We start from the raw sequence: 23984 nt of genomic DNA, 5'->3' as shown, positions 1-23984 counted from the left end.
ACATACCATTAGGTACAAATTTAATTCATTCCAACTCAATCAACCTAATCCACTTATTAAATCAATTTCTTAATCTTGCTTTCGGGGGTGATTTTTAACCCGTCTAAACCGGTTATCAGGTTTAGTCCCGGGGTTTTGCCTGGCTCAAGGGTACCCTTTTCGTCATCAATACCTAAAAATGATGCTCCGTTTATAGTAGCCCATTCCAGTAGTTTAGCGGTGTTGATAGCCGGGAACTTTTTTTGGATGGTGCGCATTTCGCTCAATATACACAAGCGATCGTTTGATGCCAGGCTATCGGTACCTAATGTAATGTTAAAACCCTGATCGATAAAGAGAGGTATTTTTGGAAGGCGATTTTCAATGTACAAATTGGCATTAGGGCAAAAACACCAATTTATTTTACGGTCAAAACGTTTTATAAAGTAGATATCTTTTAAATTGGTACAAGTGTTATGTACCAGCAAAACCTGCTGCCTGTTAGTTAGCAGTGGAATAATGGACTGCAAAGAGTTACGCGCCTGTGGTTTAAAATGGCTGATATCGATACCAAAATGTTCATAAAGTTCAAGGAAGCCCCCCAATTTATACCGATAGAATTTATTTTCGTCTTCGCACTCCTGATTGTGGATACTAATGAGGTTATGTTCTGCATCACTGTGCTTCCGGATCAATTTAAAAAGCTCCTTTGATACCGAATATGGTGCATGAGGCGTAATAGAACAGGGCTGCGGCTTAAACTCCTGCATGAGTTCCATGGCTTTATCAAAAATAGCCTGGGCGTTTTGTGGCAAAAAGCCAAAGGTTTCAATAAAAGTATGGTAATATAATTTGCTGGAAGCTTTAACAGGAATGCTGATATTGCTATTGGAGATATCGCCTACCGCAACAATACCATTCGCGTACATTTCTTCATCTGCTTTCTGAATAGCATCTGCTATTTGCTTATCATCAGCCTTGCGTGTTGCCTGTATGTCTTTTATAAAGTTCACTAACCCGCCCTTAGGGGTTATTTTATCTTTAAGATGTGAAAGCTCAACATGGCAGTGGGTATTTACAAATCCCGGACAAATAATACCGCTTAGTTGTTCAACAGGGCCGTCAGGAGGGTTGTTATGGTCGGTTACCGAAATGATCTTACCCTGGTCGTCAACAGTAACAATTCCATTCTTAATAGGATCGGCAAAAATTGGAAAAACGTAATCGGCTTTAAAACTTTTCATTAATTATATCACTTATTATCTATCTCAAAACGTTTTTCTTCAAAACAACCCTACAAAATTACTTACAATTAACTTTTGGTTATGTTTTTTTATCATTTAAAAGAATGACTTTAAAATAAGACAGATTTTTTTAAATTTAAGTACTTTTGCATTGTGAATAATAATGCAAAAGATAAAATAGACATCCGCAGCCTCGGTTTGGAAGCCTTGCAGGAGCATTTTATCCGTATGGGGGAAAAAAGTTTCAGGGCTAAACAAATTTATGAGTGGCTTTGGAAAAAATCGTGCTTCTCTTTCAACGAAATGAGCAATATTTCAAAAGAACTGCGCACTAAGCTTGATGAGAATTTTGTTATTAACAATGTTAAAATAAATTCGTCACAGGTTAGTGCTGATAAAACTATAAAAAATTCTTTTATTTTACACGATACTCATCTAATTGAGGGGGTTTTAATTCCAACTCCGGGCCGGATGACAGCCTGCGTATCGTCGCAGGTGGGTTGTAGCCTTACCTGTAAGTTCTGCGCTACCGGATATATGGAGCGTAAAAGAAACCTTAATCCTGATGAAATTTACGACCAGGTTGTGCTGATAGACAAGCAGGCACGCGAAAACTATGGCATACCATTATCAAACATCGTATATATGGGCATGGGCGAACCTCTGCTCAATTATGCTAATATGATGAAATCTGTTGAACGCATCACTGCTGAAGATGGATTGAACATGTCGCCAAAAAGGATCACTGTTTCAACAGCAGGTATTGCCAAAATGATCAAAAAATTGGGCGACGACCAGGTAAAATTCAACCTTGCCCTATCGTTACACGCCGCAAATGACGAAAAGCGCAATACCATAATGCCAATTAATGAGCAAAACTCGTTAAAGGCCCTGGCCGAAGCTTTAAAATATTATTACGCCAAAACCAAAAACCCGGTAACCTACGAATACATTATTTTTGATGGTGTAAACGACGGAATACAGGATGCCATGGAGCTGGCTAAATTCTGTAAGCACCTGCCCTGTAAAGTAAATATCATTGAATATAATCCTATCGCCTTTGCCAGTTACATTAATGCGGGTGAAGATAAGGTAGAAGCATTTGCCGCTTATCTGCAAAAGCAGGGCATCAATGTTCACTTACGCCGCAGCCGGGGTAAGGATATTGACGCGGCTTGCGGGCAATTGGCCATCAAAGAAAAAGCAAAGGTTAGCGAAGTTTAAAAAATCTGCCTTAAATTCATGGCATGAAATTGCTGCGTGGCTACCTGGCCGATTTTGTTTCCCTCCTTTTTCCTGAACTATGCCCGGCTTGCCAGGCCAGCCTTGTAGCCAACGAGTATATTATTTGTTCGGATTGCCGTTACAATTTACCCTATACCAATTTTCATTTACAAGCCGATAACATTGTTGCCCAACAGTTTTACGGTAAAATAAAAGTAGAAGCAGCTTATGCCCTTTATTATTTTACCAAAGGCGGCAAAGTACAAAACCTGATGCATCATTTTAAATATAAAGGCATGCAACGGATTGGTAACTTAGTAGGCAACATTGCCGGAACTCAATTAGCTGAGAACTCCATTTTTAATACCACCGATCTGATCATCCCGGTACCTCTGCACAAAAAACGTTTACAGGAACGGGGTTATAATCAAAGTACATGTTTTGCTGAGGGTCTTGCGGAAAAGTTACATGCTGCTGTAGAGGATAATAATCTGCAACGCAAGGTAGCAACGGCTACCCAAACCCATAAGTCGCGCTTTGCCCGTTTTGAGAATATGCAGGAAGTATTTACGATCAAACATCCCGAAAGATTGATCAACAAACACGTGTTATTGGTTGATGATATTGTAACCACAGGCTCAACTCTTGAAGCTTGCGGGATTGAACTGTTAAAAATACCCGGACTTACCCTTAGTATTGCCACTATCGCCTATGCGCAATAAAACAAATTGAACCATTATCTTTTTATCAATACTTTTACCAAATACTATTATCACAATTACTTGCAATGGCAAAAAGGTTCCTTTATTTAACCGGGTATCAATGGGTTTGGGTATTATATTTAGCGGTTGCCACTTATTGCTGGCAATTTAAATACTTCAGGCATATTGATAATAACTATCTCATATTCCGCCATGCTTATTACCATGCAAAGGCAGGATTAAACTTATATTTATTGTATCCAGCGGAATATTCTGATGTGTTTTTGTATGGCCCCACATTTACCATATTGGTGGCTCCATTCGCTATCCCATCAGAAGCAGTCGGGTTTTTCCTTTGGCAGATAGTTAACGCGCTTGCCTTTTTACTGGCAATACATCTGCTCCCGTTTAACAATCGGATAAAAACAGCCATCCTTTTATTGTGTGTTATTGAGTTTTCCAATACCTCACATTACATGCAGATCAATGCCCTTATTGCAGCCCTTATCATCATAAGCTTTATGCTGGTAAAAAAAGGCAAAGATGAATGGGCCACCTTATTTATTGTTGCTGGCACTTTAATTAAATTTTATCCGGTAGTTGGCCTGGCGTTTTTTCTTTTCTCCCGTAATAAATTAAAGTTTATGATGAGCACAGCGGTATGGGCCGGTGTTTTGTTTGTACTACCCATGATCATTTCCAATCCCCATTATATTATCCAATCATATCAGGACTGGTTTCATGAGTTAAGTCTTAAAAACTCCATGAATGTAAGTTTAAATGGCAGTATAGATTGGTGTATTATGGGTGTAGCACGACGTGTAACTCAAAATGCAGCCATACCTAATACCCCTTTCCTGATAGCCGGAGCTATTATTTTTGCTATCCCACTGCTCAGATTTAAGCAATTTAGCTCTCTGAAATTTCAGTTACAGGTGTTATGTTCTGCCCTGTTAATGGTGGTGCTATTTAGCACAGGATCTGAACATCCCACTTACATTATTGCTACAGCAGGCGCTGTGATCTATATCATGATGCAGGATAAGCCTTTTACCACTTTCAATATTGTTATGTTGGTACTGCTGTTGATTATTACCGGCTTAGGCCCCAGTGATGCTTTTCCAAGACCGGCCAGGGAGTGGATGAGCAATCTTGCCATGAAGGCCTGGCCCTGCATTATTATATGGATAAAAATTGCTTATGATCTGATCTTTAAGAATTTCCCTGCCGACAAAGAGTTTATGTTGAACAAGCAACATGCGTAAGGATATTTTATTGATGTTGATACCGGCTCAGCTTATCGTAAAGAGATTTGGGGTCAAAGGGTTTTAATACATAATCATTCATCCCGGCATTATCTATTTCACCCATCTGGTTGCTCAGCATCGATGCGGTTAAGGCAATAATGGGTAACTTCTGAAAATATGGATCGGGCATAGACCGTATGATCTGGGTAGCCTCAAGGCCTCCCATCTGGGGCATGTGGATATCCATTAATACCACATTGTAGTTACGGTTGTTTTCTATTTTGTGAATAGCTTCAAGACCATTTTCAGCAAAATCTGCATTAGCACCCCATTTTTTCAGGATCTTGTTGATCAGTAACCGGTTTATTTGGTTATCATCAACTACTAAAACATTTATTTTGAGTCCTGCTTCCAAATTGTTGTTATTATTGCTCAAATGGGTATTTGTTTTCTTAAATGTTATGGTGAACCAAAAAGTAGAACCCTTGCCTGGTATGCTATCAACATTTATTCTTGAATCATGAAGTTCAATTAGTCTTTTGCTAATAGCTAAGCCCAGTCCAGTGCCACCATACTTGCGTGTAGTATCAGGTTCGGCTTGTTTAAACTGTTCAAATATAGTGCCTAGTTTATCAGCTGCAATACCTATGCCTGTATCTGAAACAGAAAACCGTATCCGTACATCCTTATCACTTTCCTGAATTACCTTCAGGTCAATATTAATTCCCCCCTCGTCTGTAAACTTAACTGCATTGCTCACCAGGTTCAACAGTATTTGGCATAAGCGGGTTCTGTCGCCTATCACAACTGCAGGTACTGCATCATCGATGCTTTTGCTAAGATAAATATTTTTTTCATCAGCACGGTATCGCATGGAGGTGTTGATGCTCTGGATAAGCTCCCGCATGTCCACATTAGCTTTCTCCAGATCGATGTTACCCGTTTCTATTTTGGTAAAATCCAGCACATCATTGATCAGTGTCATCAAATTCTCGGCCGAAAACTTGAGTATGCTCAAATTTTCTTTTTGCGAATCCATCGGGTTATCTTCGAGCAGTAAGTGCGACATTCCGATCACTGCATTAAGCGGCGTCCGTATTTCATGACTCATCACGGATATGAACATGTCCTTGGCGCGGCTTAATTGCAAAGCCTCTTCCTTGGCTGTGATCAACTCTATCTCGGCTCTCTTTTTTGCCGTGATGTCAATAATTACCTCGATATATTTATCAACGTCACCATCATTTCCAATAATTACCGAGTTGATAACCGATATCCACAAAGGCTGCCCATCTTTACGATAAATGAGCAGGTCTACATCAAAAGATTGTTTATTCCGGGATAGTTCGCGTGTTTTTTGAATAATCGAGACATCTGTTAACTCACCTTTTAGTACATCGCCCAAATGGTTACCGCTCACTTCCCGGATATTATATCCGGTGATATTTTCAAATGCCGGATTTACCCATTCCACCTTCCCCTCGCTATTGTTTATAACTACGCCGCTTGTGGTATTACTGGCCACTAACGAAAGCTTGGTAAGCTCTTCCTCGCTTTTTTTACGCTCGGTGATATCAACCATTACGCCAATCTGGCGGTCAACCTTACCGGCTTCGTTAAATAGCGGGCTGTTGGATAAAAATACCCAGCGTGGGGTATGATCCTTTTTGTATACTTTAATCTCGATCTCGTATGGTCTGTTTTCCCTTACGGCTATTACCGCGCTTTCAAATACAGCCAGGTCAGTATCTTCACCAACCAGGGTATTACCCATGATCTTTCCTTCCAACTCGGCAAACGAATAACCGATGATATTTTCCAGGGCCTCATTCATCCAGAGCATTTTGCCTTCAGCATCGCGTATAAAAATACCACTGGGCGATTTTCTGGCTGCAAAAGACAATATCTCTAACTCCTGCTCAATTTTTTTACGGGTAGTAATATCAATAATGATCCGGATGGATTTATCAATCTCTCCTTTTTGATTATGAATAACAGAATTGACAACCGTGATCCATATTGGGGTTCCATCTTTTCGATCGATGAGCAGATCTACTTCGTATGACTCTTTCTTTCTTATCGATGTGTCTAATTTTTCAATAGCCGCGTTATCAACCGGCTTACCTTTTAAAGTTGTGCCCAGGTACTTATTTTCAACATCTGTAAGGTTATAGCCGGTAATATGCTCAAACGCTTCATTCACCCACACTACTTCATCGGCAGCATTACTGATCACTACACCATTAACAACTTTACTGGCCACCAGCGATAATTGTTTGAGTTCTTTTACAACCTGCTTCTGATAACTTACGTCCCTGCCGCTGGCAAACCATTTATCGCCTTTAAATGTTGCTGCCCAGCTTAACCATTTAACAGCATGATCCGGCGCAAAAATGGGTGTTTCAAATTCAAACTTATCCTGGCCATTTAAACCCTCCTGCAATTTATTCAGAAACATATCCCTTTCCTTCTCCCTGAAGAAATCCCATATCGGTTTTCCAGTTACCTCCTCTACGGTATAGCCTAAAACCTGTTTAACAGACTGGTTGATCCGTTCAATTTTAAAATCGCGATCCAGAATACAATGAATGTCGGGAGAGCTGTCAAAAAGGTCGTGAAACTCTTTATGGACTGCAAGGCTTTCTTCCAGATCTCTATTTCGTTTGCGCAATAGAAAGTGCGACATCACCTTATCGGCCAGTATCCGCAAAGCATCGCGCTGTTCGGTGCTGAGCGTGTGGGGTACAGTATCAATAATACAAAGGGTACCTAAATGATGTCCATTCGGGTCAATCAGGGGCGCACCGGCATAAAACCGTACATGCTGACTCACAACCTCAATGTTATCCTTAAAGGTTTCATTAAGCAGGGTATCACTTATCTCTAGTATCTGGTCGGTGAGGATGGTACTATTGCAAAAAGCGCCGGCACTGATGATTTCATCAGTACCGGCGCTAAATTTAGACTTAACCCATTGCCTGTCGGCATCAATCAGGGTGATGAGGACAACAGGAACATTACATACATAAGATGTAAGGCGGGTAATAGCATCGTACTCCTTTTCAGGAGGCGTATCTAAAATATGGTACGACAGCAGGGCCTCTAAACGTTCCTTTTGAGTTATTAAATTTTCCTGCTGCCTTTGGGTCATTAATTATTCCGCGCTGCTTTCTCTGTACAACGGATAATCGTACATCAGCTTGTGGACCTTTTTACGTATTTTCTTTAAAGAAGGTTCATTTTCAGGGTCAACAATTACCGCATCTATCAGCTCTACAATGTGTTCCATTTGCTTCTCTTTCATGCCACGAGTGGTAATAGCTGCGGTGCCCACGCGTATACCAGACGTAACAAACGGCGACTTATCATCATAAGGAACCATATTTTTGTTTACGGTGATATCTGCAGTTACCAAAGCGTTTTCGGCCGCTTTACCGGTAATGTTTTTATTACGCAGATCGATCAGCATTAAATGGTTATCTGTCCCCCCTGATATGATCTCATAACCACGCTTAACAAAAGCTTCGGCCATAGCCGCGGCATTCTTTTTAACCTGCAGGATGTATTTCATGTAGCTTTCGCTCAAAGCTTCGCCAAAGGCTATCGCTTTTGCGGCTATGATGTGTTCCAGAGGACCGCCTTGTGTACCTGGGAAAACAGCCATATCCAGTAATGACGACATCATTCTTATTTCGCCTTTAGGTGTTTTTATACCGAATGGGTTTTCAAAATCTTTACCTAACAGGATCAGGCCACCACGCGGGCCACGTAATGTTTTGTGTGTTGTGGTAGTAACAATGTGGCAATGCGGCAGCGGATCGGCTAATAATCCCCTGGCAATAAGGCCTGCCGGGTGTGATATATCAGCCAGTACCAAAGCACCTATTTTATCGGCCACTTTGCGTATAAATTCATAATCCCAATCGCGCGAGTAAGCCGAAGCACCGCAAATGATCAGTTTTGGTTTTTCTTTAAGGGCAACTTTTTCTAATTGCTTATAATCAACCAAACCGGTTTCTCTAACTACGCCGTAAAAATGCGGCTCATATAATTTACCAGAAAAGTTAACGGGTGAGCCATGGGTTAAGTGGCCACCATGTGACAGATCAAATCCTAATATTTTATCGCCCGGTTGAAGAACTGCCAGCATTACAGCAGCATTGGCCTGAGCGCCTGAGTGCGGCTGAACATTTGCCCACTCGGCATTGAACAGTTGCTTAGCTCTTTCAATAGCGATGGTTTCAATTTCATCAACTACCTGGCAGCCGCCATAATAACGTTTGCCTGGTAAACCTTCGGCATATTTATTGGTGGCAACAGAACCTGCAGCTTCCATAACCTGACGGCTCACAAAATTCTCAGATGCTATCAGCTCAATACCCTCTTCCTGGCGTTGTTGCTCTTCATCCAATAACTTAAAAATTAATTTGTCTCTTTTCATTATATATAATTAAAACGGCACTGTATTTATAACGGGGGCTAAGTTAGGTAAAAATTAGATTTGAGATGTTAGATATAAGATTTGAGATTAAAAAAACAGCTTTTGTAATTAATTAAAAATGAACAACAAGCTTCATACATTTCCTGTCTCACATCTCATATCTAACATCTCAAATCTCCCTGGCTGATATCCAGAAATTATTATATCCTAATCCAATCTGTATATCTATCAGCTCCTGTTGCAGCATTTCTAAAACAGCCAGGAAATTATAAACAAAGTGTACCTTATTTTCTGAATGCCCGGCAATAGCTTTAAAATCAAGCATTTTATTGATTTTAAGCAGATCGCTTACCGCCTTCTTTTGCTTTTCGATAGTGTAAGGGTATTGAACAACGGTGTGCTTTACCTCTTCGCTGCGGTTAAGATAATTACGCATCAACCGCTCATACACCATCATCAGTTTGTATAAGCTTAACTCGGATAATTCTTCGCCGGGGTGGGTAACCTTTTCTACCTGCTCCAGGTCGTGCTTAATATTACCCCGCTTTTCCTGTTTAAAACGCTCTTCTTCATAAGGGCGTATCTCTTCGCACAGTTCCTTGAATTTTTTATACTCTATCAGTTTCCTGATCAGATTTTCTTTGGTATCGGCTTCGTCGCCGGCATCATCAGCTTCATAGCGGGGCAATAACATTTTTGCCTTGATACGCATCAGCGTGGCTGCCACAAAAATAAACTCACTGGCCAGCTCCATATTAAGGCTGGTCATTTGGTGTATATAGTTTAAAAAATCATCGGCTATGCGAGCTATGGGGATATCATGTATATCCAGCTCATCCCTTTCGATAAAAAAAAGCAGCAGATCAAACGGACCTTCAAATTGGGGTAATTTTATAGCAAAGCTGTCGTCGGTCATAAATCTGTTGTAAAAATAAGATTTTTTCATAGAACCAAGAGATAAGAATCAAGACACAAGACATTGGAATCTGAGTCTTATTTCTTGATTCTTATTTCTTGACTCTCTGTTCCCGAAACAATAAATACATTTAGATAACCTGTTTTTATAAATAAATAACTTACTTTGTAAGTTAAATATTCTTACAAATGTCAATGCAGGTACCAGCCGGAGATTTATTAAAAACGATAAATTATCCATCTGATTTAAAGCGACTTAACGAAACTGAGCTTGAACAGGTTTGCCAGGAACTGCGCCAGTATATTATTGATGTGGTATCGGTAAATGGTGGCCATTTTGCTGCCAGTTTAGGTGTTGTAGAGTTAACAGTAGCACTTCAATATGTACTAAACACCCCCTATGATCAATTAGTTTGGGATGTAGGCCACCAGGCTTACGGCCATAAAATACTGACCGGCCGCCGTGACGAATTTCATACCAACCGCGTATATAAAGGCCTAAGTGGTTTTCCAAAGCGTTCTGAAAGCGAATACGATACCTTTGGTGTAGGGCATTCCTCTACCTCCATTTCTGTAGCGTTGGGTATGGCCGTGGCTTCGCATTACAAAGGCGAAACCGACAGGCAGCACGTAGCTGTTATTGGCGATGGCGCCATGACCGCGGGTATGGCTTTTGAAGCTCTAAACCATGCCGGGATTGAAAGTTCGAATTTACTGGTGATCCTGAACGATAATAACATGTCTATCGACCCCAATGTGGGCGCGCTGAAGGAATACCTTACAGATATCACCACCTCCAAGCCATATAACCGTTTCAGGGACGATATAGCTCATGTACTTGCCAAGTTATCGGCCATAGGTCCGGATGCCTTTAAAATAGCGCAGAAGATAGAAAAAAGCATTAAGGGCACCCTGTTAAAACGCAGCAACTTTTTTGAAGCCCTTAAATTCAGGTATTTTGGCCCTATTGACGGTCATGATGTAAACCATCTGGTAAAAGTATTGAAAGACCTGCGTGATATACCAGGTCCAAAACTATTGCATTGCATTACCACAAAAGGTAAAGGCTATGCCCTGGCCGAAAAAGACCAGACCAAATGGCATGCTCCAGGTTTATTTGATAAAATAACCGGTGAGATCAAGAAAACCAAGTACGATAAACCACAACCTCCTAAATATCAAGATGTTTTTGGGCACAGTATTATTGAACTGGCCGAGCAGAATCCTAAAATTATGGGCATTACCCCGGCAATGCCTTCGGGATGCTCGCTTAACCTCATGATGAAAGCTATGCCAACCCGCGCTTTTGACGTAGGCATAGCCGAACAGCACGCGGTAACATTTTCGGCGGGACTGGCTACGCAAGGTTTGGTACCATTCTGCAATATATACTCCAGCTTTATGCAACGGGCATATGACCAGGTGATACATGACGTGGCCATTCAAAAGCTCAATGTGATATTCTGTTTAGACAGGGCTGGTCTTGTAGGTGCCGACGGGCCAACCCATCATGGTGCTTATGATCTGGCTTTTATGCGCTGCATACCCAATATGACGGTATCTGCTCCTATGAACGAAGAAGAGCTGCGTAACCTGATGTTTACCGCTCAGCAGGAAAATATGGGCCCGTTTGTGATCCGGTACCCACGAGGTAACGGTGTAATGGTTGATTGGCAGCGTCCGTTCAAGGCCATACCTGTTGGTAAGGGCCGCAAGGTTTGCGACGGTGATGAGGTAGCTATCCTATCTATAGGCGCTATCGGTAACGAAGTAGTAAAAGCCACTGCCGCCCTAAATACGGAAGGCTATTACCCAGCGCATTATGATCTGCGCTTTGTAAAACCGCTTGACGAAGCTTTACTTCACGAAGTATTTAAGAAGTTTAGCAAAGTAATTACGGTTGAGGATGGTTGCCTTGAAGGAGGCATGGGAAGCGCGGTACTGGAATTTATGGCCGATAATGGCTATCAGAATACAACGGTAAAACGCCTGGGTATACCAGATAAGATCATAGAGCACGGCGAACAACCTGAACTCTGGGCTGAATGCGGCTATGATGCGCAACACATCATAGCACAGGTTAGAAATTTAGGTGCTAAACATAATACACATACTATAGCGTCTTAAGTTCTAAAATCTAAATCCTAATATCTAAACAAAAGAAAAAGTTAGATATTAGGATTTAGATTTTAGAACTTTAATACTAATGCGTTTTATAACTCGCTAAATCATTGTAAATAGCCCGGAACGAGCTGCGTATACCAAAAGTAATCATGCTCGTTTTGTCATGAAACTGACTGTTCTTTTCAGAACGGTAAATTCCGCCTAGTTCAAAACGCAGGTTATATTTAGGGTTTAGCAAATAAGCTACTTTACCTTCTACATATACCATATTGGTTGTTAAACCCTGACCGGTATAGTTACCAAAAGCCCTTGCCGGATCTATATATTGCTGAAAGAGATCTTTACCAAAATTCAGGTTATCCGTATCTAAACCATAGTGCCCATAATCCAACTCTCCGGAGAAATCAAATCTTTTGTAGGAGTAATTCAGCAAGCCAACCACTTCACGAAAGTTTGCTCCCCATGGATGCGCCAAAGGTTCGCCATTCTCAGCATAATTAACTATGGAACTACGCTCCGAATAGGTGTATGGCTTTACGTTATTAGTTTCCAGCAGGTAATTTAATCCGCTTACATTAAACAGGTTTGCGCCTCTAAGCCCCAATTGCCAGCCATATTTATTTCGAGAGCTACCGTTACTGGAGAAAAAGTTCTTCGCCTCAAATTCGTCAAGAGCAAACTGACCGTAGACTGTAACGCCGTCTGTAAGTTTATATTTACCCGTTAACCCGATCAAAGCATTATCCGGTGAGCCGTTTGTTGCCTCAACAGGCCGTAAAAATATAACAGGGTTGATATAAGTAAAATCAAAACCACGCTCATGACCAAGGTCGTCTTTAGCAGGCCAGATAACCGCATCAAAAAAGCCTAACGAAAGCCGGTTACTTACATTCCAGTCAAGGTAATGGAATACGCCATATTTCTTACGGTCGCCATTATCTACTTTAATAGACAGCGGATCATTAAAATAGGCCCACATCGCCATGTACCTTACATTACCCAGGGTCGCGGTTAATTTAATAAATGGATATGGTGAGGCATAATCAGATAATAGCTCAGAGCGATAGCCATCACCAATAAAAGTTTTATCTCGCCCGGCGGTGATGTTCAGATGTTTATTGGGGGTGTATGATACCAACGCAGTAATGTACGACCACCGATACTCATTGCCATAAATACCCGCATAGGCCTGCCCCGGTGCTATACCTACCTGGTTGGTATATGTGGCCAGGTAATCCGGGAGCATAGCCCTGTTTTCATAAGCGCTAACATTATAGGATAATTTATCACCAACGGTCCCTCCTACCTGCAGCCCAAGTGAACCTGAGTTGGTATTCTTTTTACCGGAAAAATCCCGGCTTAGGTTAAAATCGGGCAAAAGATCGGTGTAAAAAGTATAACCTTTCCCCTTCACATCGATCTGGTGATCGGTAAAGAATTTCCCTTTAAGCCCGTTCAAATTCATTAAAGAATCATAATGAAACTTTATCAATGAATCATCAACAAAAAATGGTTTTATTGAGCTATGTACGCGGGTTTGCGTGGAATAAACATCAGCATCCAGTTTCTGGTAAAACTGGTACGAATAGGGTTGATATACTGATTGTGCCTTTACAATCCCGCTTATTAAAAATAATAGTATAACGCTGGTAAATATTTTCTTCATGCAGAATTGATAAATTTTATTCAAAGTAATTAAGCGTTTTAAAACCGCCTTTTTTCAGATATTCATCCTTTTTAACCAGGTGCAGATCTGATAACACCATATCTGTAACCAGGGCCTGAAGGTCATATTTAGGCTTCCATCCTAATTTTTCAAAAGCTTTTGTAGCATCTCCAATTAACAGTTCAACTTCGGTTGGCCTAAAATATTTGGCATCAACCTTTACTACGGTTTGCCCAAACTTAAGGGCATCCGTATTTAAGCCCAGCTCTTTCACTTTTTGCTCATCAATATCAATAATCACGCCACGCTCATGTTCATCCTTGCCACTAAACTCTACTTCGATGCCTAATTCATTGAAAGCCATTTTTATAAAATCACGAACGGTAGTGGTAATACCGGTAGCTATCACAAAATCTTCGGCCTTTTCTTGCTGCAACATTAGCCACATGGCTTCAATATAATCTTTAGCATGCCCCCAGTCGCGCTGTGCCGAAAGATTACCAACATACAGGCAGTCCTGCAAACCCAAGGCTATTTTTGAAGCTGCTCGTGTAATTTTACGGGTTACAAACGTTTCGCCACGGATAGGGCTTTCATGATTAAACAGGATGCCGTTACAGGCATACATGTTATAAGCTTCGCGATAATTTACGATGATCCAGTAACCGTATAATTTAGCTACGGCGTATGGGGAGCGCGGATAAAATGGTGTGGTTTCACTTTGCGGAACAGCCTGCACCAGGCCATAAAGCTCGGATGTTGATGCCTGGTATATACGTGTTTTTTGGGTCAGACCTAATAACCGTACAGCTTCCAATATCCGCAAGGTACCAATGCCATCGGCATTGGCAGTATATTCGGGTGTATCAAAACTTACCTTTACATGGCTTTGCGCGGCAAGGTTATATATTTCATCGGGCTGTACTTCCTGCACCAACCTGATTAGGTTGGTAGAATCGGTCAGGTCGCCGTAATGCAGCTTAAACTTTACATTGGGTTCATGCGGGTCATGATAAAGATGGTCTATACGATCGGTATTAAATAATGACGACCGCCGTTTTACACCATGTACATCATAGCCTTTCTTTAGTAAGAATTCGGCGAGATACGCACCATCCTGACCTGTTACCCCCGTTATTAAAGCTGTTTTCATAAGTATTTATCGGCTATAACTTATAAGTTACAATATTATCCAAAAACAATGAGAATTAAGAGAAAAAGAATCAAGAACCAAGAGCCAGGAGTTGAGACAAGTAACAACTTTGATTTTGCTTTAATTTAATTAAGAAAATCATTAATTAAACAGACGGTCTTGACTCTTGATTCTAATATCTTAACTCTTATCATCAGATGCCCGAAACTTCATTCTCCAGTTCCTGATACCATTCTTTCCCATATTTGCGTATCAGGGGATCCTTTAAAAATTCGTGTACCCGTACTTTAAGCTCATCCCCGAATGAACATGCAGGGCTGCAAATACTCCAACGATCGTAATTCAGCACATCAAATTCGGGATAGGCGGTAATACGTATAGGATATAAGTGACAGGAGATAGGTTTTTTCCAGGTGATGGCACCCTGCTCGTAAGCTTTCTCGATCCCACACTTAGTAACACCGTTTTCCCATATTACGTAAGCACATTCTTTATTTACATCAACACAAGGTGTGGTATAATCGCCTTCAAAATCTTTTACATAAGTGCCTACCTTTTCAATGGTTTTGATCCCCTTTTCGGTAAGGTAAGGTTTCACTTTAGGATATATCTCTTTTAAAATATCAAGCTCATCGGCATTTAAGGGCGCACCCGAATCACCCTCCAAACAGCAGGCTCCCTTGCATTTGTTAAGGTTACAAACAAAATTCTCTTTCACCACATCCTCGTGCACCAAAACATTACCAACCTCAATCATATTCTTTTAATTATTTTTTTATAGGGTTTAATGGATACTTTAAACCACTGGCTGCTTGCAGATCCATGGTTATACTGCCCAGTATAACCTCCACATGCGCCTTTACAGGTATCCTGTTGCCATCATTTGTTATCCAAAGGTACAATTTACTATCCTTTCTGAAAATACGCCCAGGGATGATTGTTGGATTAAATTTAAGACAATTGAATTTCCCCATCGAACAACTCACCACTTCGGTGCCCACATAAGTGATACCCATAGAATGAAAGCCATCTTCCAGGAAATACTGCAATTCAAATTTCTCCCCTACTTTCATTTTGGAAACATCAATAGTGCGGGCAAAATAATAGGCCGATACAAAATCAAATGTTTGTCCTTTAAACGTAAACACTCCTTTGTTGGCGGTTACCTTACTATCCTTATGATCAAAGCTCACATTATCAGTATGCTTCCATTTCCCCTCCCGCCTGTTCTCGGTATAAAAATAGGGCATCAGGGTGTTTTGATCAACGTATGATTCGTACTTATTGCGCACTTTGTAAAAGAAGTCAAAAGAGCCTGCCGTTTTACCTTCTGCTATTAAGTGGAAGGCGGGGCCGTCAAGCTTCTTATCGCTGGCTTCTACCCTGATGTCGGCCTCGGCAGCGGTAAATACACCGTATTTCATTTTATAGCTTAGCTTTTCGCCTACTTTAAAAACAGGTTCGCTGATTTTTGTAAGTTCCTGCGAAAAACCTTTACTACCCCATAAAAAGAGCAGCATGGTAAATAAAAGGGATTTTCTCATTAGCAATAATTGCTTTTTATATCATACACCCGCCAACAAATAGCGGGCCGAAGATATGACAAAGCTTTACTATAAATGGTTTAATCGCTCTTTTATTGTGTTGGGTTTTGAATAAGAGTCAGGAACCAAGAGTCAAGAATCAAGAAAAATCAGGTATGTCATGCCGAACTTGTTTCGGCATCCCACATGTAAAGTGTACAAGCTAACGTCTAATCATCCTGAGAGATGCAGAAACGAGTTCAGCATGAACTCTCTTTTTGTCTTGACTCTTGATTCTTATCTCTTGACTCTATTCCAATTAGTCTTTTCGCTTATAAATTGGTACGGTTGAGCAAGGCTCGCCAAACATCAGACTTTTTACTATAGGGGTAAGTTTCTTGGTTAGTTCCACATAGGCCGAAACCGGTACTTCGGTATCACCGCAGCCTTTTAATACAATACGCTGATCACGGTATTGCTCAAAATCGGCCTTGGCTATTTCTTTTTCAAACAGTACGGTTTCCAAAACAGCTTCATCGCCAAAAACAATCTCCCGTGCATACGGAGCCATACGATTAGCTAACAGCATATAGGCCCATGCGGGTACAATGGCATCGGCGGTGCAGGTGATGCCCACATTTTTGCCGGTATATTGTGCCCAGTCATGCTCTTTTATAAATTCCCTGAAATCTTTTTCGCGCAGCATCAAACCGTGGAACAGGTTATCTTTAATATCATAAATAACACGCTCGCCGGCGGGATAAAAAGCAGCAGGATCCAGAGTGACCAGGCCACTCTGTGCTACTTTATTCACTATATTTTCCTGTATATCCATTGTTTTAAACACTAAATTCTAAAACCTAAACTCTAAAGTTTTAAATCTGAGATCAAAAAAAATCCGGGAACAGCACTCAGACTGATCCCGGATACAAAATTACTTTAAAATATTCTTATAACAGTTTGTACCTGTTATCTTTTACAATAGCATTATCTTTCAGGGCATCCAGTACCTGGTTTGCCGCCCGTTGCATTAATGCCTGAGCTATTTGTTGTTTCTCTCTTACGTTATTTGCAAGTGCCGCAGGATTGGTGAAACCATCCACAACGTATACATAAACACCTTGCTGGCCGTTAACCGGTTTAGAGAGTTTGTTAGGTTGTGAACCAAAAATAGAACCGATCACTTTATATTCCAATGATGCGCCTGGGATGATCGGGTTTGCAAAAACTACGTTTTGAACAGGAACAACCTTAACGCCTGCTTTTTGAGCAGCCTGGTCAATGCTGGTAGATCCGCTCAAAGCCGCCTGGAATTTCTCGTCCAGTTGCTTAGCTTTTACTTCGTTGCGTACGGCTGGTTCAATTTGTTTCTTAACAGCCTCTAATGATAATAGACCTTTAGGTTTAATTTCGGTTAGGCGGGTAACAACGTACTGATCACCTACGGTAAATACTTTATCAGTGATATCACCTTTTTCGGCTTTATACGCCCATCTTACTATGTCACGTGCATTATCTAAGCCTGGTAAGCTTGCAGCAACGCCTGTAAAATCTTCAGCTACGCTCTTTTTTAAGCCTTCTTTTTTTACCTCGGCATCAAAGTTATCTTTGGTAAGGTTACCTAAAAACTGTTGTGCATGGCTGTAGGCTACAGTTTGTGTTTTGCTGCTCGCGGCTATTGGTTTATCAACAACGGCAACTTTTACCACCTTTACAGATCCTTTTTGATCTTCGATCTGAATCAGGTGCACACCAAATTGTGAAGTAACTACGATCAGATCGCCTTTGCTTGCTTTAAAAGCAGCATTGGTATATTCTGGAGTGATCTGTCCCTGGCCACCACCCATCGCGCCATTAACATCAAATGCAGGTATTTCGCCACCTTTGGTACCACTGCCTTTATCAACAGAGAAAGTTGCAGCCAGATCGGTAAATGATTTACCACCCTGGATCAGTTTCTTGATTGAATCGGCTTTAGCGATCGCTTTTTCAACACCACCTTCAGCAGCCGGGTTAATTAGTATATGACGGGTTTTTACCGAATCAAAAGTTGTTTTTTCGTCGGTTAATTTAGCCAGTTTGTAGCTGCCGTTTGATATGTAAGGACCATATACAAAACCTTTAGATGCGTTAAACATCACGGTATCCAGTTTTGGCTCTAATCCACCTTTTTTCTGGAAGCTGACAGGCGTTTTTGTTTCAGAATTGATCTGTACAAAAAGCGAATCGTTGGTGCTGGCTTTAAAAGCGTCGGCCAGTTTATCAACCTGTGCCTTTATAGCAACGCTATCATCTTTTGAAGGTGCCGCGTTAAAGCTTACATACTCAAATGAACGTACATCCTGCGGATTCTTGAATTCGCCTTTGTGCGCGTTATAATAAGTGCTGTAGTCCTCATCAGTCAAAGTAACCTTGGCATCAGGGATAGAAGCATAATCCAGTGTGGCATATTTAAAATTCACCAGTTTGTTTTTTGCTTCATAATCATCTTTAGCATCCAGCGAATTCACATACAGTCCGTTGGTAACCAAAGCCATGTATTTAGTCGCTTTCTTTGCTTCGATCAATTGAGTTAAGAAATCAGCCCAGGCTTGTTTTTGAGTTTGATCGGCTTTAGCTGATTGCAGGTAGCTCAAAAACTGGTTTAATTTGTTACGATCAAACTGGCCGGTTTGCGGATCAGAGAACTGACGTGCTATCTGTGGGTCGGGGCTATTGCCATTAACCATTGATGTACTTTCGTCGGTTCCAACTACAATACCTAATTTTTCAATCTCTTTGCCCATCAGTATCTGGCTCAGGTATTGGTTCCAGGTAGTTTCCTGTATGTAACTGGTGATCTGCGGAGAAATAGCTTGCCCCGCTTGTTTAAACTGTGCAGTATTTTGTTCCAGTTTTTTATTAAACTCATCGTAAGGCACCTTTTCGCCGTTCACCACAGCCAATTCGTTGCTATCGTCTCTGAAAAAAGAGCCTCCCGACCTTACAACCTCACTTACAATAAAAGCAAGGAGCGCTAGACCAATAAGGATGGCAACAATTTTCCCCATCCGGTCGCGCAAATAACCCATTATACCCATATACTTTTTATAATTATTTTTCTTATAATAATCTGTCCTTTAAAAGAAATGAAGCTATCATGCGCTAATCTATTTTTTAAAGGACAACTCATGACGGTTTCTATTGCTCAAAAGAGGGCGCAAGATACAATTTTTAGTAAAATTCTATAACACAAAATTTTCCTGATAAAAAAACGTTACTGAGCCCCGTTTTCGTCTACATGAAACACCCCTTTACTATTTTTAAGAGAAGGATGTAAAAAGGCATCATCGCTCTCAAAACTGTTCCCGTTCATAACATTCCCGCTTTTCATAAAAACCTCTACAGTTTTGTGGGAGTATACTTTTTTAGTGGCCGAATCCCAAAACAGCTCATCTGATTTGTAAACATCGCCCTGGGCGTTGGTGGCCACTACGTTTTTCCGGAACTCATACAATTTTTCGCCCGCGTGCAGTATGCCGGTATCGGCAATAATGGTACCATCCTGCTTTTGGGTCAATTTGTCGTAATGAATTACCTTGATCCCTTTAGGTGCTACTTTGTAAGTAGTTTTGGTATTCTGGGGGTTATACTGCAAAATTAAAGGCGCTGTGAGGTGTATAGTTACCTTAGCCGAGTCGCTCAGGATAAGATCAACACCCGTAGTAGGCTCTACTATAGTACCTACCTCGTTTGAGGCGATCTCTTTAACCTTGTTCAGATCATTCTCGCAGGAGGATATAAAAAGCACAAGTAATATTATAGATATGGGATATGAGATATGAGATGTGAGACAGGAGACCATACGGGATGCAAATATCCTGATACCTAATGTTTTATTTTTAACCCTTATGAGGTTAAGCAATCTCTTTGTCTCATATCTCATATCTCACATCTGATATCTTAATACTAAGATTAATCAAATTTATACTTCTGGAACCACTTATCGTTCAGGGTAAAGCCTAAATGGATATTAACATAGTTTTCACGCACCAGGCCATTCACCAACGAACCTCTTCTGCCTACTTCTGCAGAGATATTAATCTTGTAAAAACTACCATTATTAGGTCTTAAAGGCATACCAACACCTGCGGTAAGGGCGTATCTTTTAATCCTGGTATTATTAACTACCATATAAGTTTCGTCATATATAGCCCCTAAACGGTAATCAACCGAAGCCAGGTAGTTACGTAAAGTAGCAATGTTCGGTGTATACTGACCACCTATGTTAAACGTACGGCTATCCTGCAAACCCTGGTTTTCACCCCCTATTGACAGCTGCGACCATTTGCTCATGGTATAATCAGCCCCCACCAGGAACTTGCCATCACTTTGAAACGATATACCAAACCGGTTGGTTAACGGAAGTTTTATTTTTGTTTTGGAACTCTGTTTATTGATAACGCTATCCAACGGGATATCTTCATTACCACTGGCGTCATTAAAATATTGGCTTACAATAAAATTGCTGGTGGAATTTAGCTTGGAGTTTAGCGACCCGGAATACCCAAAAGTAAGGTGCTTGGTATCAGAAAAATCAACAGAGTATTGTACACCATAATCATAATTCAACCCGGCTATAGAATTACTTGATTCAATTTTTGAGTTGGTTGTACCTGGCAGCGGATATATTACCCCGTTAACACTGGTATTTATTTCTGTGGTGCTGATATCTTTTAACGTACCGAAAATATAAGATACGTTAGCACCAATTAAAAGGTGTTTGCCTATACCAAAACCATAACCCAAATAAGCTTTTGATAAACCACCATCACCGCTGTAAGTGTAATTGGTAAGGTTGGTGTCGGCGGGTATCGCGCCGTTTCCTTTAACGGTGTTTTTATAGCTATAACCACGCTCGCTATAAGGCAACAAGCCAAAGCTCAATGCCGAACGTTTGGTTACCGGTATAGCAAAAGCCAGGTGGCTTAACCTGAAGTTGCTATTTTTTTGACTGGCAGAACCCGTTTGGCTCAGGGTTAAAAAGTTGCTATAAATGCCTATATCAATAGTAGTAAGGTTTATGGCGCCATATGAAGCCGGGTTTACTATATTGATATTGTTAAACAAACTTATTTTGTTAGTGGCCACGCCAATACCACCCATACCTATATTTTGAGGCATTAACTGAGGATCGATATCGCCTATACCATATCTTGAATATGGAGAGCTGGTGGTCGCCGTTGATTGTGAATGTGCTGCAAATGCACTAACAGCCAATAAAAGTGTTATAAAAAACCTGGTATATTTAATCATTATGCTTTTGTATAGCTGCGTTTAATCCTTTTAAAACCAAATAAGGTTCAATTTTAATATAGGGGGCAAAGATGCTATTTTTCAATAGAGTATCAAAAAAAATACTGTCGCCCCCACTTAACACGATATTTAGTTGGGGATTGTTGGCTTTATAGCTTTCCATAAACCCCAATAGTTCATATTTTATCCCGTTTTGCACACCCGAGCGTATAGCTGTTTCGGTACTATCGCCATATGCTGCATTAAAGGCGGCATCTGTACTGATCAATGGCAAGCCGGCTGTATAATAATTTAAAGCCTTATAACGCATATTTAGTCCCGGTGATATACTGCCGCCAAAATAATTTCCGCCTGCATCTACGTAATCATATGTTATAGCGGTTCCGCCGGTAATTACCAGGCTGTTGAGTTCCGGGTAAGTATGGCTTGCTCCTATAACAGCCGCTAAACGATCGGTGCCGAGAGTTTCAGGGGTTAAATAATGGTTTTGTATACTGCTGTGTATTAACGCGTTGAAATAGGTAACCGGCATTTTTGCCTCTAAACCGGTTTGCCAGGGCTCAACATGTTTTTTTACAGATGATATGATTGCCCTGTTTATCTGATAATTATTCAAAAAATTATCCAGCGTGCCGGGGTCAACCGTTTCAAACTGCATTACTGCTAACAGTTCATTCAGCTTAAAAACCGCAATTTTTGTATACGTATTACCAATATCGATAACCAAATTGGTCATCAGGCCTTAATTAATGATAATATAGATTCAAAAATAGCTAGTCCATCTTCATTAGCCAGCAAACTGTCGGCGGCGCGTTCAGGGTGAGGCATTAATCCAAATACGTTCCTGTTGGCGTTGCAAATACCGGCAATGTTCTCCAATGATCCGTTAGGATTGGCATCGGCAACGATGTTACCGGCTTCATCGCAGTACCTGAACAATACCTGGTCATTATCATTCAGCGCCTTTACTACATCAGCACTGGCAAAATAGTTACCCTCGCCATGAGCGATAGGTATTTTATAAGCCTGATCCTGTACCAATTGGGCTGTAAGTAATGATTGAGTTGTTTGCGGTTTTAAATAGATGTTGCGGCAAATAAACTTGCGGTTTTCATTGTGTAATAAAGCGCCATCAAGCAGACCTGCTTCGGTCAATATCTGGAAACCGTTGCAGATACCCATTACATAGCCACCTTTTGCTGCAAATTGTATAACCTCCTGCATGATGGGTGAAAAACGGGATATCGCGCCGGAACGAAGATAATCGCCAAAAGAAAAACCGCCTGGTAAAACAACAAAGTCAACACCTTGCAGATCATGGTCTTTATGCCATAACCTAACCACCTGCTGACCCATTATTTTTTCTAATACATATATGATGTCTTCATCACAATTAGACCCGGGAAATATAACTACTCCAAACTTCATGCTACAAAACTAATATAACCGTTGAAATTTGAACGAATGTAAAAGTTAAAATTTGTTAAACTGAAAGTAGATAATGCTGATTAGCAGCAATAAGAACAAGCTTTCATAAAACCATTTACGGGTTGCATACAAAAAAAAGTAGGCAAAAAACACTGCGACAGGGGCCACACATAACAAAAAGTGATTCAAATGGAAGGCCGCGTTTACATAAAATGAAAAAGCGGTGATCAGAAAAATAAGGAATAATAACTGGAACGACTTACGGGTTTGCACATAACTTTTAAAGAAGTTTTGCCGTAATTTAAAAAAACAAAGCACCAGGATCATGATTACCGGGATAAGCAGCAGGTAATTATAGGAGTTGATGCTGATATGATCCGGAAATTTGGTTCCTAAGGGCAGCCAGATGTTGCCAAAGTTTTTAATACGATCATTGAGGTAATAAAAAACTGCCAGGAAGAAAAATACTGTGGCATATCCTAATATTCCGGCTATCCATTCGCGCCAATTGAAAGGTTTAAAAAGCACCAGCGCTATCCAGATAGACAAAAACAGATAAATAAAGGGGAAATAGATGAGCGAACCCAGGGCTACGATCATGCCCAGATCATATACCGTTGATTTAGCATCCTCGCCTTTGTACAGGCTAAACAGCTTAAACAACATCCATATCAGCAGGAAATTACAGATCAGCGGGGCGCTCAATATCAGGAATGGGGCAAATAAACCCGAAAGGGTAACATACATCAACGCCGGCAAAAATGTAGGCTTGCCCAGTAAATTATGAAAGTTGATGAGATAATTTAATAACAGTGCCTGTATAAAAACCAGTACCGCGGCTAAAAAAATATTTAAAACCGGCGAAAGCGCGTATTCATAAGCAACCGGCACCAATAGGCGGGCAAAGGGCTCTACAAAAATGAACTCCAGCTTATCGGGAACATGAAACAAATAACCCACACGCGACAAAAACAGTACGATGATTAGCCATAAAGCATTGAATGGATTAAAGGTTCTGAAAAGATTGATCATCAAAGACGTTAT

The 23984-nt window shown here is 40.8% G+C and carries 19 protein-coding genes; 4 read left to right on the top strand and 15 right to left on the bottom strand.

What is annotated here, in order from left to right; translation table 11 throughout:
- Nucleotides 1-56: 56 nt before the first annotated feature.
- Nucleotides 57-1223, bottom strand: coding sequence for an amidohydrolase family protein (locus tag BLR84_RS19885; protein WP_090471601.1), 1167 nt, complete (start codon nt 1221-1223; stop codon nt 57-59).
- Between the two features lie 153 nt (nt 1224-1376).
- Between BLR84_RS19885 and rlmN the strand changes: the two genes are divergently transcribed.
- The 3 genes from rlmN (at nt 1377) to BLR84_RS19870 (ending at nt 4413) form a co-directional block, all read left to right on the top strand.
- On the top strand, nt 1377-2447 hold the full coding sequence (gene rlmN / locus BLR84_RS19880; protein ID WP_090471599.1) for a dual-specificity RNA methyltransferase RlmN: 1071 nt from the start codon (nt 1377-1379) through the stop codon (nt 2445-2447).
- A 23-nt stretch (nt 2448-2470) separates the two neighbouring features.
- Entirely contained in the window at nt 2471-3169 is a 699-nt protein-coding gene (locus BLR84_RS19875) for a ComF family protein (protein WP_090471597.1), read from the top strand.
- A 65-nt stretch (nt 3170-3234) separates the two neighbouring features.
- A complete protein-coding gene (locus BLR84_RS19870) occupies nt 3235-4413 on the top strand; it encodes a glycosyltransferase family 87 protein (RefSeq protein ID WP_090471595.1) in 1179 nt (392 codons plus the stop codon).
- Nucleotides 4414-4420: 7 nt separating this feature from the next.
- Here the strand turns inward: BLR84_RS19870 and BLR84_RS19865 are convergent, their stop codons facing one another.
- The 3 genes from BLR84_RS19865 to BLR84_RS19855 all read right to left on the bottom strand — a co-directional run bounded on the left by BLR84_RS19865 (nt 4421) and on the right by BLR84_RS19855 (nt 9782).
- Nucleotides 4421-7546, bottom strand: a complete 3126-nt coding sequence (locus tag BLR84_RS19865) for a PAS domain S-box protein (RefSeq protein ID WP_090471593.1) — start codon at nt 7544-7546, stop codon at nt 4421-4423.
- Nucleotides 7547-7549: 3 nt separating this feature from the next.
- On the bottom strand, nt 7550-8836 hold the full coding sequence (glyA, locus tag BLR84_RS19860; RefSeq protein WP_090471591.1) for a serine hydroxymethyltransferase: 1287 nt from the start codon (nt 8834-8836) through the stop codon (nt 7550-7552).
- 169 nt (nt 8837-9005) lie between these two features.
- Nucleotides 9006-9782 carry a segregation and condensation protein A gene (locus BLR84_RS19855; protein ID WP_255366994.1) on the bottom strand — a complete coding sequence of 259 codons (777 nt, stop codon included), beginning with the start codon at nt 9780-9782 and terminating at the stop codon, nt 9006-9008.
- A gap of 164 nt (nt 9783-9946) precedes the next feature.
- Here BLR84_RS19855 and dxs point away from each other — a divergent pair, with 164 nt between their 5' ends.
- Nucleotides 9947-11878 (top strand): 1-deoxy-D-xylulose-5-phosphate synthase, encoded by a 1932-nt coding sequence (gene dxs, locus BLR84_RS19850; RefSeq protein ID WP_090471590.1) that lies wholly within the window; start codon nt 9947-9949, stop codon nt 11876-11878.
- A gap of 76 nt (nt 11879-11954) precedes the next feature.
- On the opposite strand, the gene BLR84_RS19845 is transcribed toward dxs, so the two are convergent.
- The 11 genes from BLR84_RS19845 to BLR84_RS19795 form a co-directional block, all read right to left on the bottom strand.
- The gene (locus BLR84_RS19845) at nt 11955-13541 is read right to left on the bottom strand and encodes a gliding motility protein RemB (RefSeq protein WP_090471588.1); all 1587 of its coding nucleotides are present in this window, start codon (nt 13539-13541) and stop codon (nt 11955-11957) included.
- A 16-nt stretch (nt 13542-13557) separates the two neighbouring features.
- Complete coding sequence (gmd, locus tag BLR84_RS19840) at nt 13558-14694, bottom strand: GDP-mannose 4,6-dehydratase (RefSeq protein ID WP_090471586.1); 1137 nt, start codon at nt 14692-14694, stop codon at nt 13558-13560.
- A gap of 193 nt (nt 14695-14887) precedes the next feature.
- Nucleotides 14888-15451, bottom strand: a complete 564-nt coding sequence (locus BLR84_RS19835; protein ID WP_090471583.1) for a DUF3109 family protein — start codon at nt 15449-15451, stop codon at nt 14888-14890.
- 10 nt (nt 15452-15461) lie between these two features.
- Nucleotides 15462-16238 carry a DUF3108 domain-containing protein gene (locus BLR84_RS19830; RefSeq protein ID WP_090471581.1) on the bottom strand — a complete coding sequence of 259 codons (777 nt, stop codon included), beginning with the start codon at nt 16236-16238 and terminating at the stop codon, nt 15462-15464.
- Between the two features lie 298 nt (nt 16239-16536).
- Nucleotides 16537-17052 carry a DUF2480 family protein gene (locus BLR84_RS19825; protein ID WP_090471579.1) on the bottom strand — a complete coding sequence of 172 codons (516 nt, stop codon included), beginning with the start codon at nt 17050-17052 and terminating at the stop codon, nt 16537-16539.
- Between the two features lie 115 nt (nt 17053-17167).
- A complete protein-coding gene (locus BLR84_RS19820; protein WP_090471577.1) occupies nt 17168-19297 on the bottom strand; it encodes a peptidylprolyl isomerase in 2130 nt (709 codons plus the stop codon).
- Nucleotides 19298-19473: 176 nt separating this feature from the next.
- On the bottom strand, nt 19474-20007 hold the full coding sequence (gene lptC, locus BLR84_RS19815) for an LPS export ABC transporter periplasmic protein LptC (RefSeq protein ID WP_176852111.1): 534 nt from the start codon (nt 20005-20007) through the stop codon (nt 19474-19476).
- A 164-nt stretch (nt 20008-20171) separates the two neighbouring features.
- The gene (locus tag BLR84_RS19810; RefSeq protein WP_090471573.1) at nt 20172-21512 is read right to left on the bottom strand and encodes a hypothetical protein; all 1341 of its coding nucleotides are present in this window, start codon (nt 21510-21512) and stop codon (nt 20172-20174) included.
- Nucleotides 21505-22248, bottom strand: a complete 744-nt coding sequence (locus BLR84_RS19805; protein ID WP_090471571.1) for a type III pantothenate kinase — start codon at nt 22246-22248, stop codon at nt 21505-21507. Before BLR84_RS19805 ends, BLR84_RS19810 begins: the two co-directional genes overlap by 8 nt.
- Complete coding sequence (gene purQ / locus BLR84_RS19800; protein ID WP_090471569.1) at nt 22248-22940, bottom strand: phosphoribosylformylglycinamidine synthase subunit PurQ; 693 nt, start codon at nt 22938-22940, stop codon at nt 22248-22250. Before purQ ends, BLR84_RS19805 begins: the two co-directional genes overlap by 1 nt.
- Nucleotides 22941-22985: 45 nt before the next feature.
- The gene (locus BLR84_RS19795; protein WP_090471567.1) at nt 22986-23972 is read right to left on the bottom strand and encodes a DUF6427 family protein; all 987 of its coding nucleotides are present in this window, start codon (nt 23970-23972) and stop codon (nt 22986-22988) included.
- Nucleotides 23973-23984: the final 12 nt, after the last annotated feature.

The organism is Mucilaginibacter sp. OK268, from assembly GCF_900103125.1.
GTDB lineage: Bacteria > Bacteroidota > Bacteroidia > Sphingobacteriales > Sphingobacteriaceae > Mucilaginibacter.
This window is presented reverse-complemented; position numbering and strand designations above follow the sequence as displayed.

Excerpts from the sequence above, each read along its gene's own strand:
- BLR84_RS19885 (WP_090471601.1), bottom strand. The coding sequence starts at position 1,223 with ATGAAAAGTTTTAAAGCCGATTACGTTTTTCCAATTTTTGCCGATCCT.
- BLR84_RS19875 (WP_090471597.1), top strand. The coding sequence starts at position 2,471 with ATGAAATTGCTGCGTGGCTACCTGGCCGATTTTGTTTCCCTCCTTTTT.
- BLR84_RS19870 (WP_090471595.1), top strand. The coding sequence starts at position 3,235 with ATGGCAAAAAGGTTCCTTTATTTAACCGGGTATCAATGGGTTTGGGTA.
- BLR84_RS19865 (WP_090471593.1), bottom strand. The coding sequence starts at position 7,546 with ATGACCCAAAGGCAGCAGGAAAATTTAATAACTCAAAAGGAACGTTTA.
- glyA (WP_090471591.1), bottom strand. The coding sequence starts at position 8,836 with ATGAAAAGAGACAAATTAATTTTTAAGTTATTGGATGAAGAGCAACAA.
- BLR84_RS19855 (WP_255366994.1), bottom strand. The coding sequence starts at position 9,782 with ATGAAAAAATCTTATTTTTACAACAGATTTATGACCGACGACAGCTTT.
- dxs (WP_090471590.1), top strand. The coding sequence starts at position 9,947 with ATGCAGGTACCAGCCGGAGATTTATTAAAAACGATAAATTATCCATCT.
- BLR84_RS19845 (WP_090471588.1), bottom strand. The coding sequence starts at position 13,541 with ATGAAGAAAATATTTACCAGCGTTATACTATTATTTTTAATAAGCGGG.
- gmd (WP_090471586.1), bottom strand. The coding sequence starts at position 14,694 with ATGAAAACAGCTTTAATAACGGGGGTAACAGGTCAGGATGGTGCGTAT.
- BLR84_RS19835 (WP_090471583.1), bottom strand. The coding sequence starts at position 15,451 with ATGATTGAGGTTGGTAATGTTTTGGTGCACGAGGATGTGGTGAAAGAG.
- BLR84_RS19830 (WP_090471581.1), bottom strand. The coding sequence starts at position 16,238 with ATGAGAAAATCCCTTTTATTTACCATGCTGCTCTTTTTATGGGGTAGT.
- BLR84_RS19825 (WP_090471579.1), bottom strand. The coding sequence starts at position 17,052 with ATGGATATACAGGAAAATATAGTGAATAAAGTAGCACAGAGTGGCCTG.
- BLR84_RS19820 (WP_090471577.1), bottom strand. The coding sequence starts at position 19,297 with ATGGGTATAATGGGTTATTTGCGCGACCGGATGGGGAAAATTGTTGCC.
- BLR84_RS19810 (WP_090471573.1), bottom strand. The coding sequence starts at position 21,512 with ATGATTAAATATACCAGGTTTTTTATAACACTTTTATTGGCTGTTAGT.
- BLR84_RS19805 (WP_090471571.1), bottom strand. The coding sequence starts at position 22,248 with ATGACCAATTTGGTTATCGATATTGGTAATACGTATACAAAAATTGCG.
- purQ (WP_090471569.1), bottom strand. The coding sequence starts at position 22,940 with ATGAAGTTTGGAGTAGTTATATTTCCCGGGTCTAATTGTGATGAAGAC.
- BLR84_RS19795 (WP_090471567.1), bottom strand. The coding sequence starts at position 23,972 with ATGATCAATCTTTTCAGAACCTTTAATCCATTCAATGCTTTATGGCTA.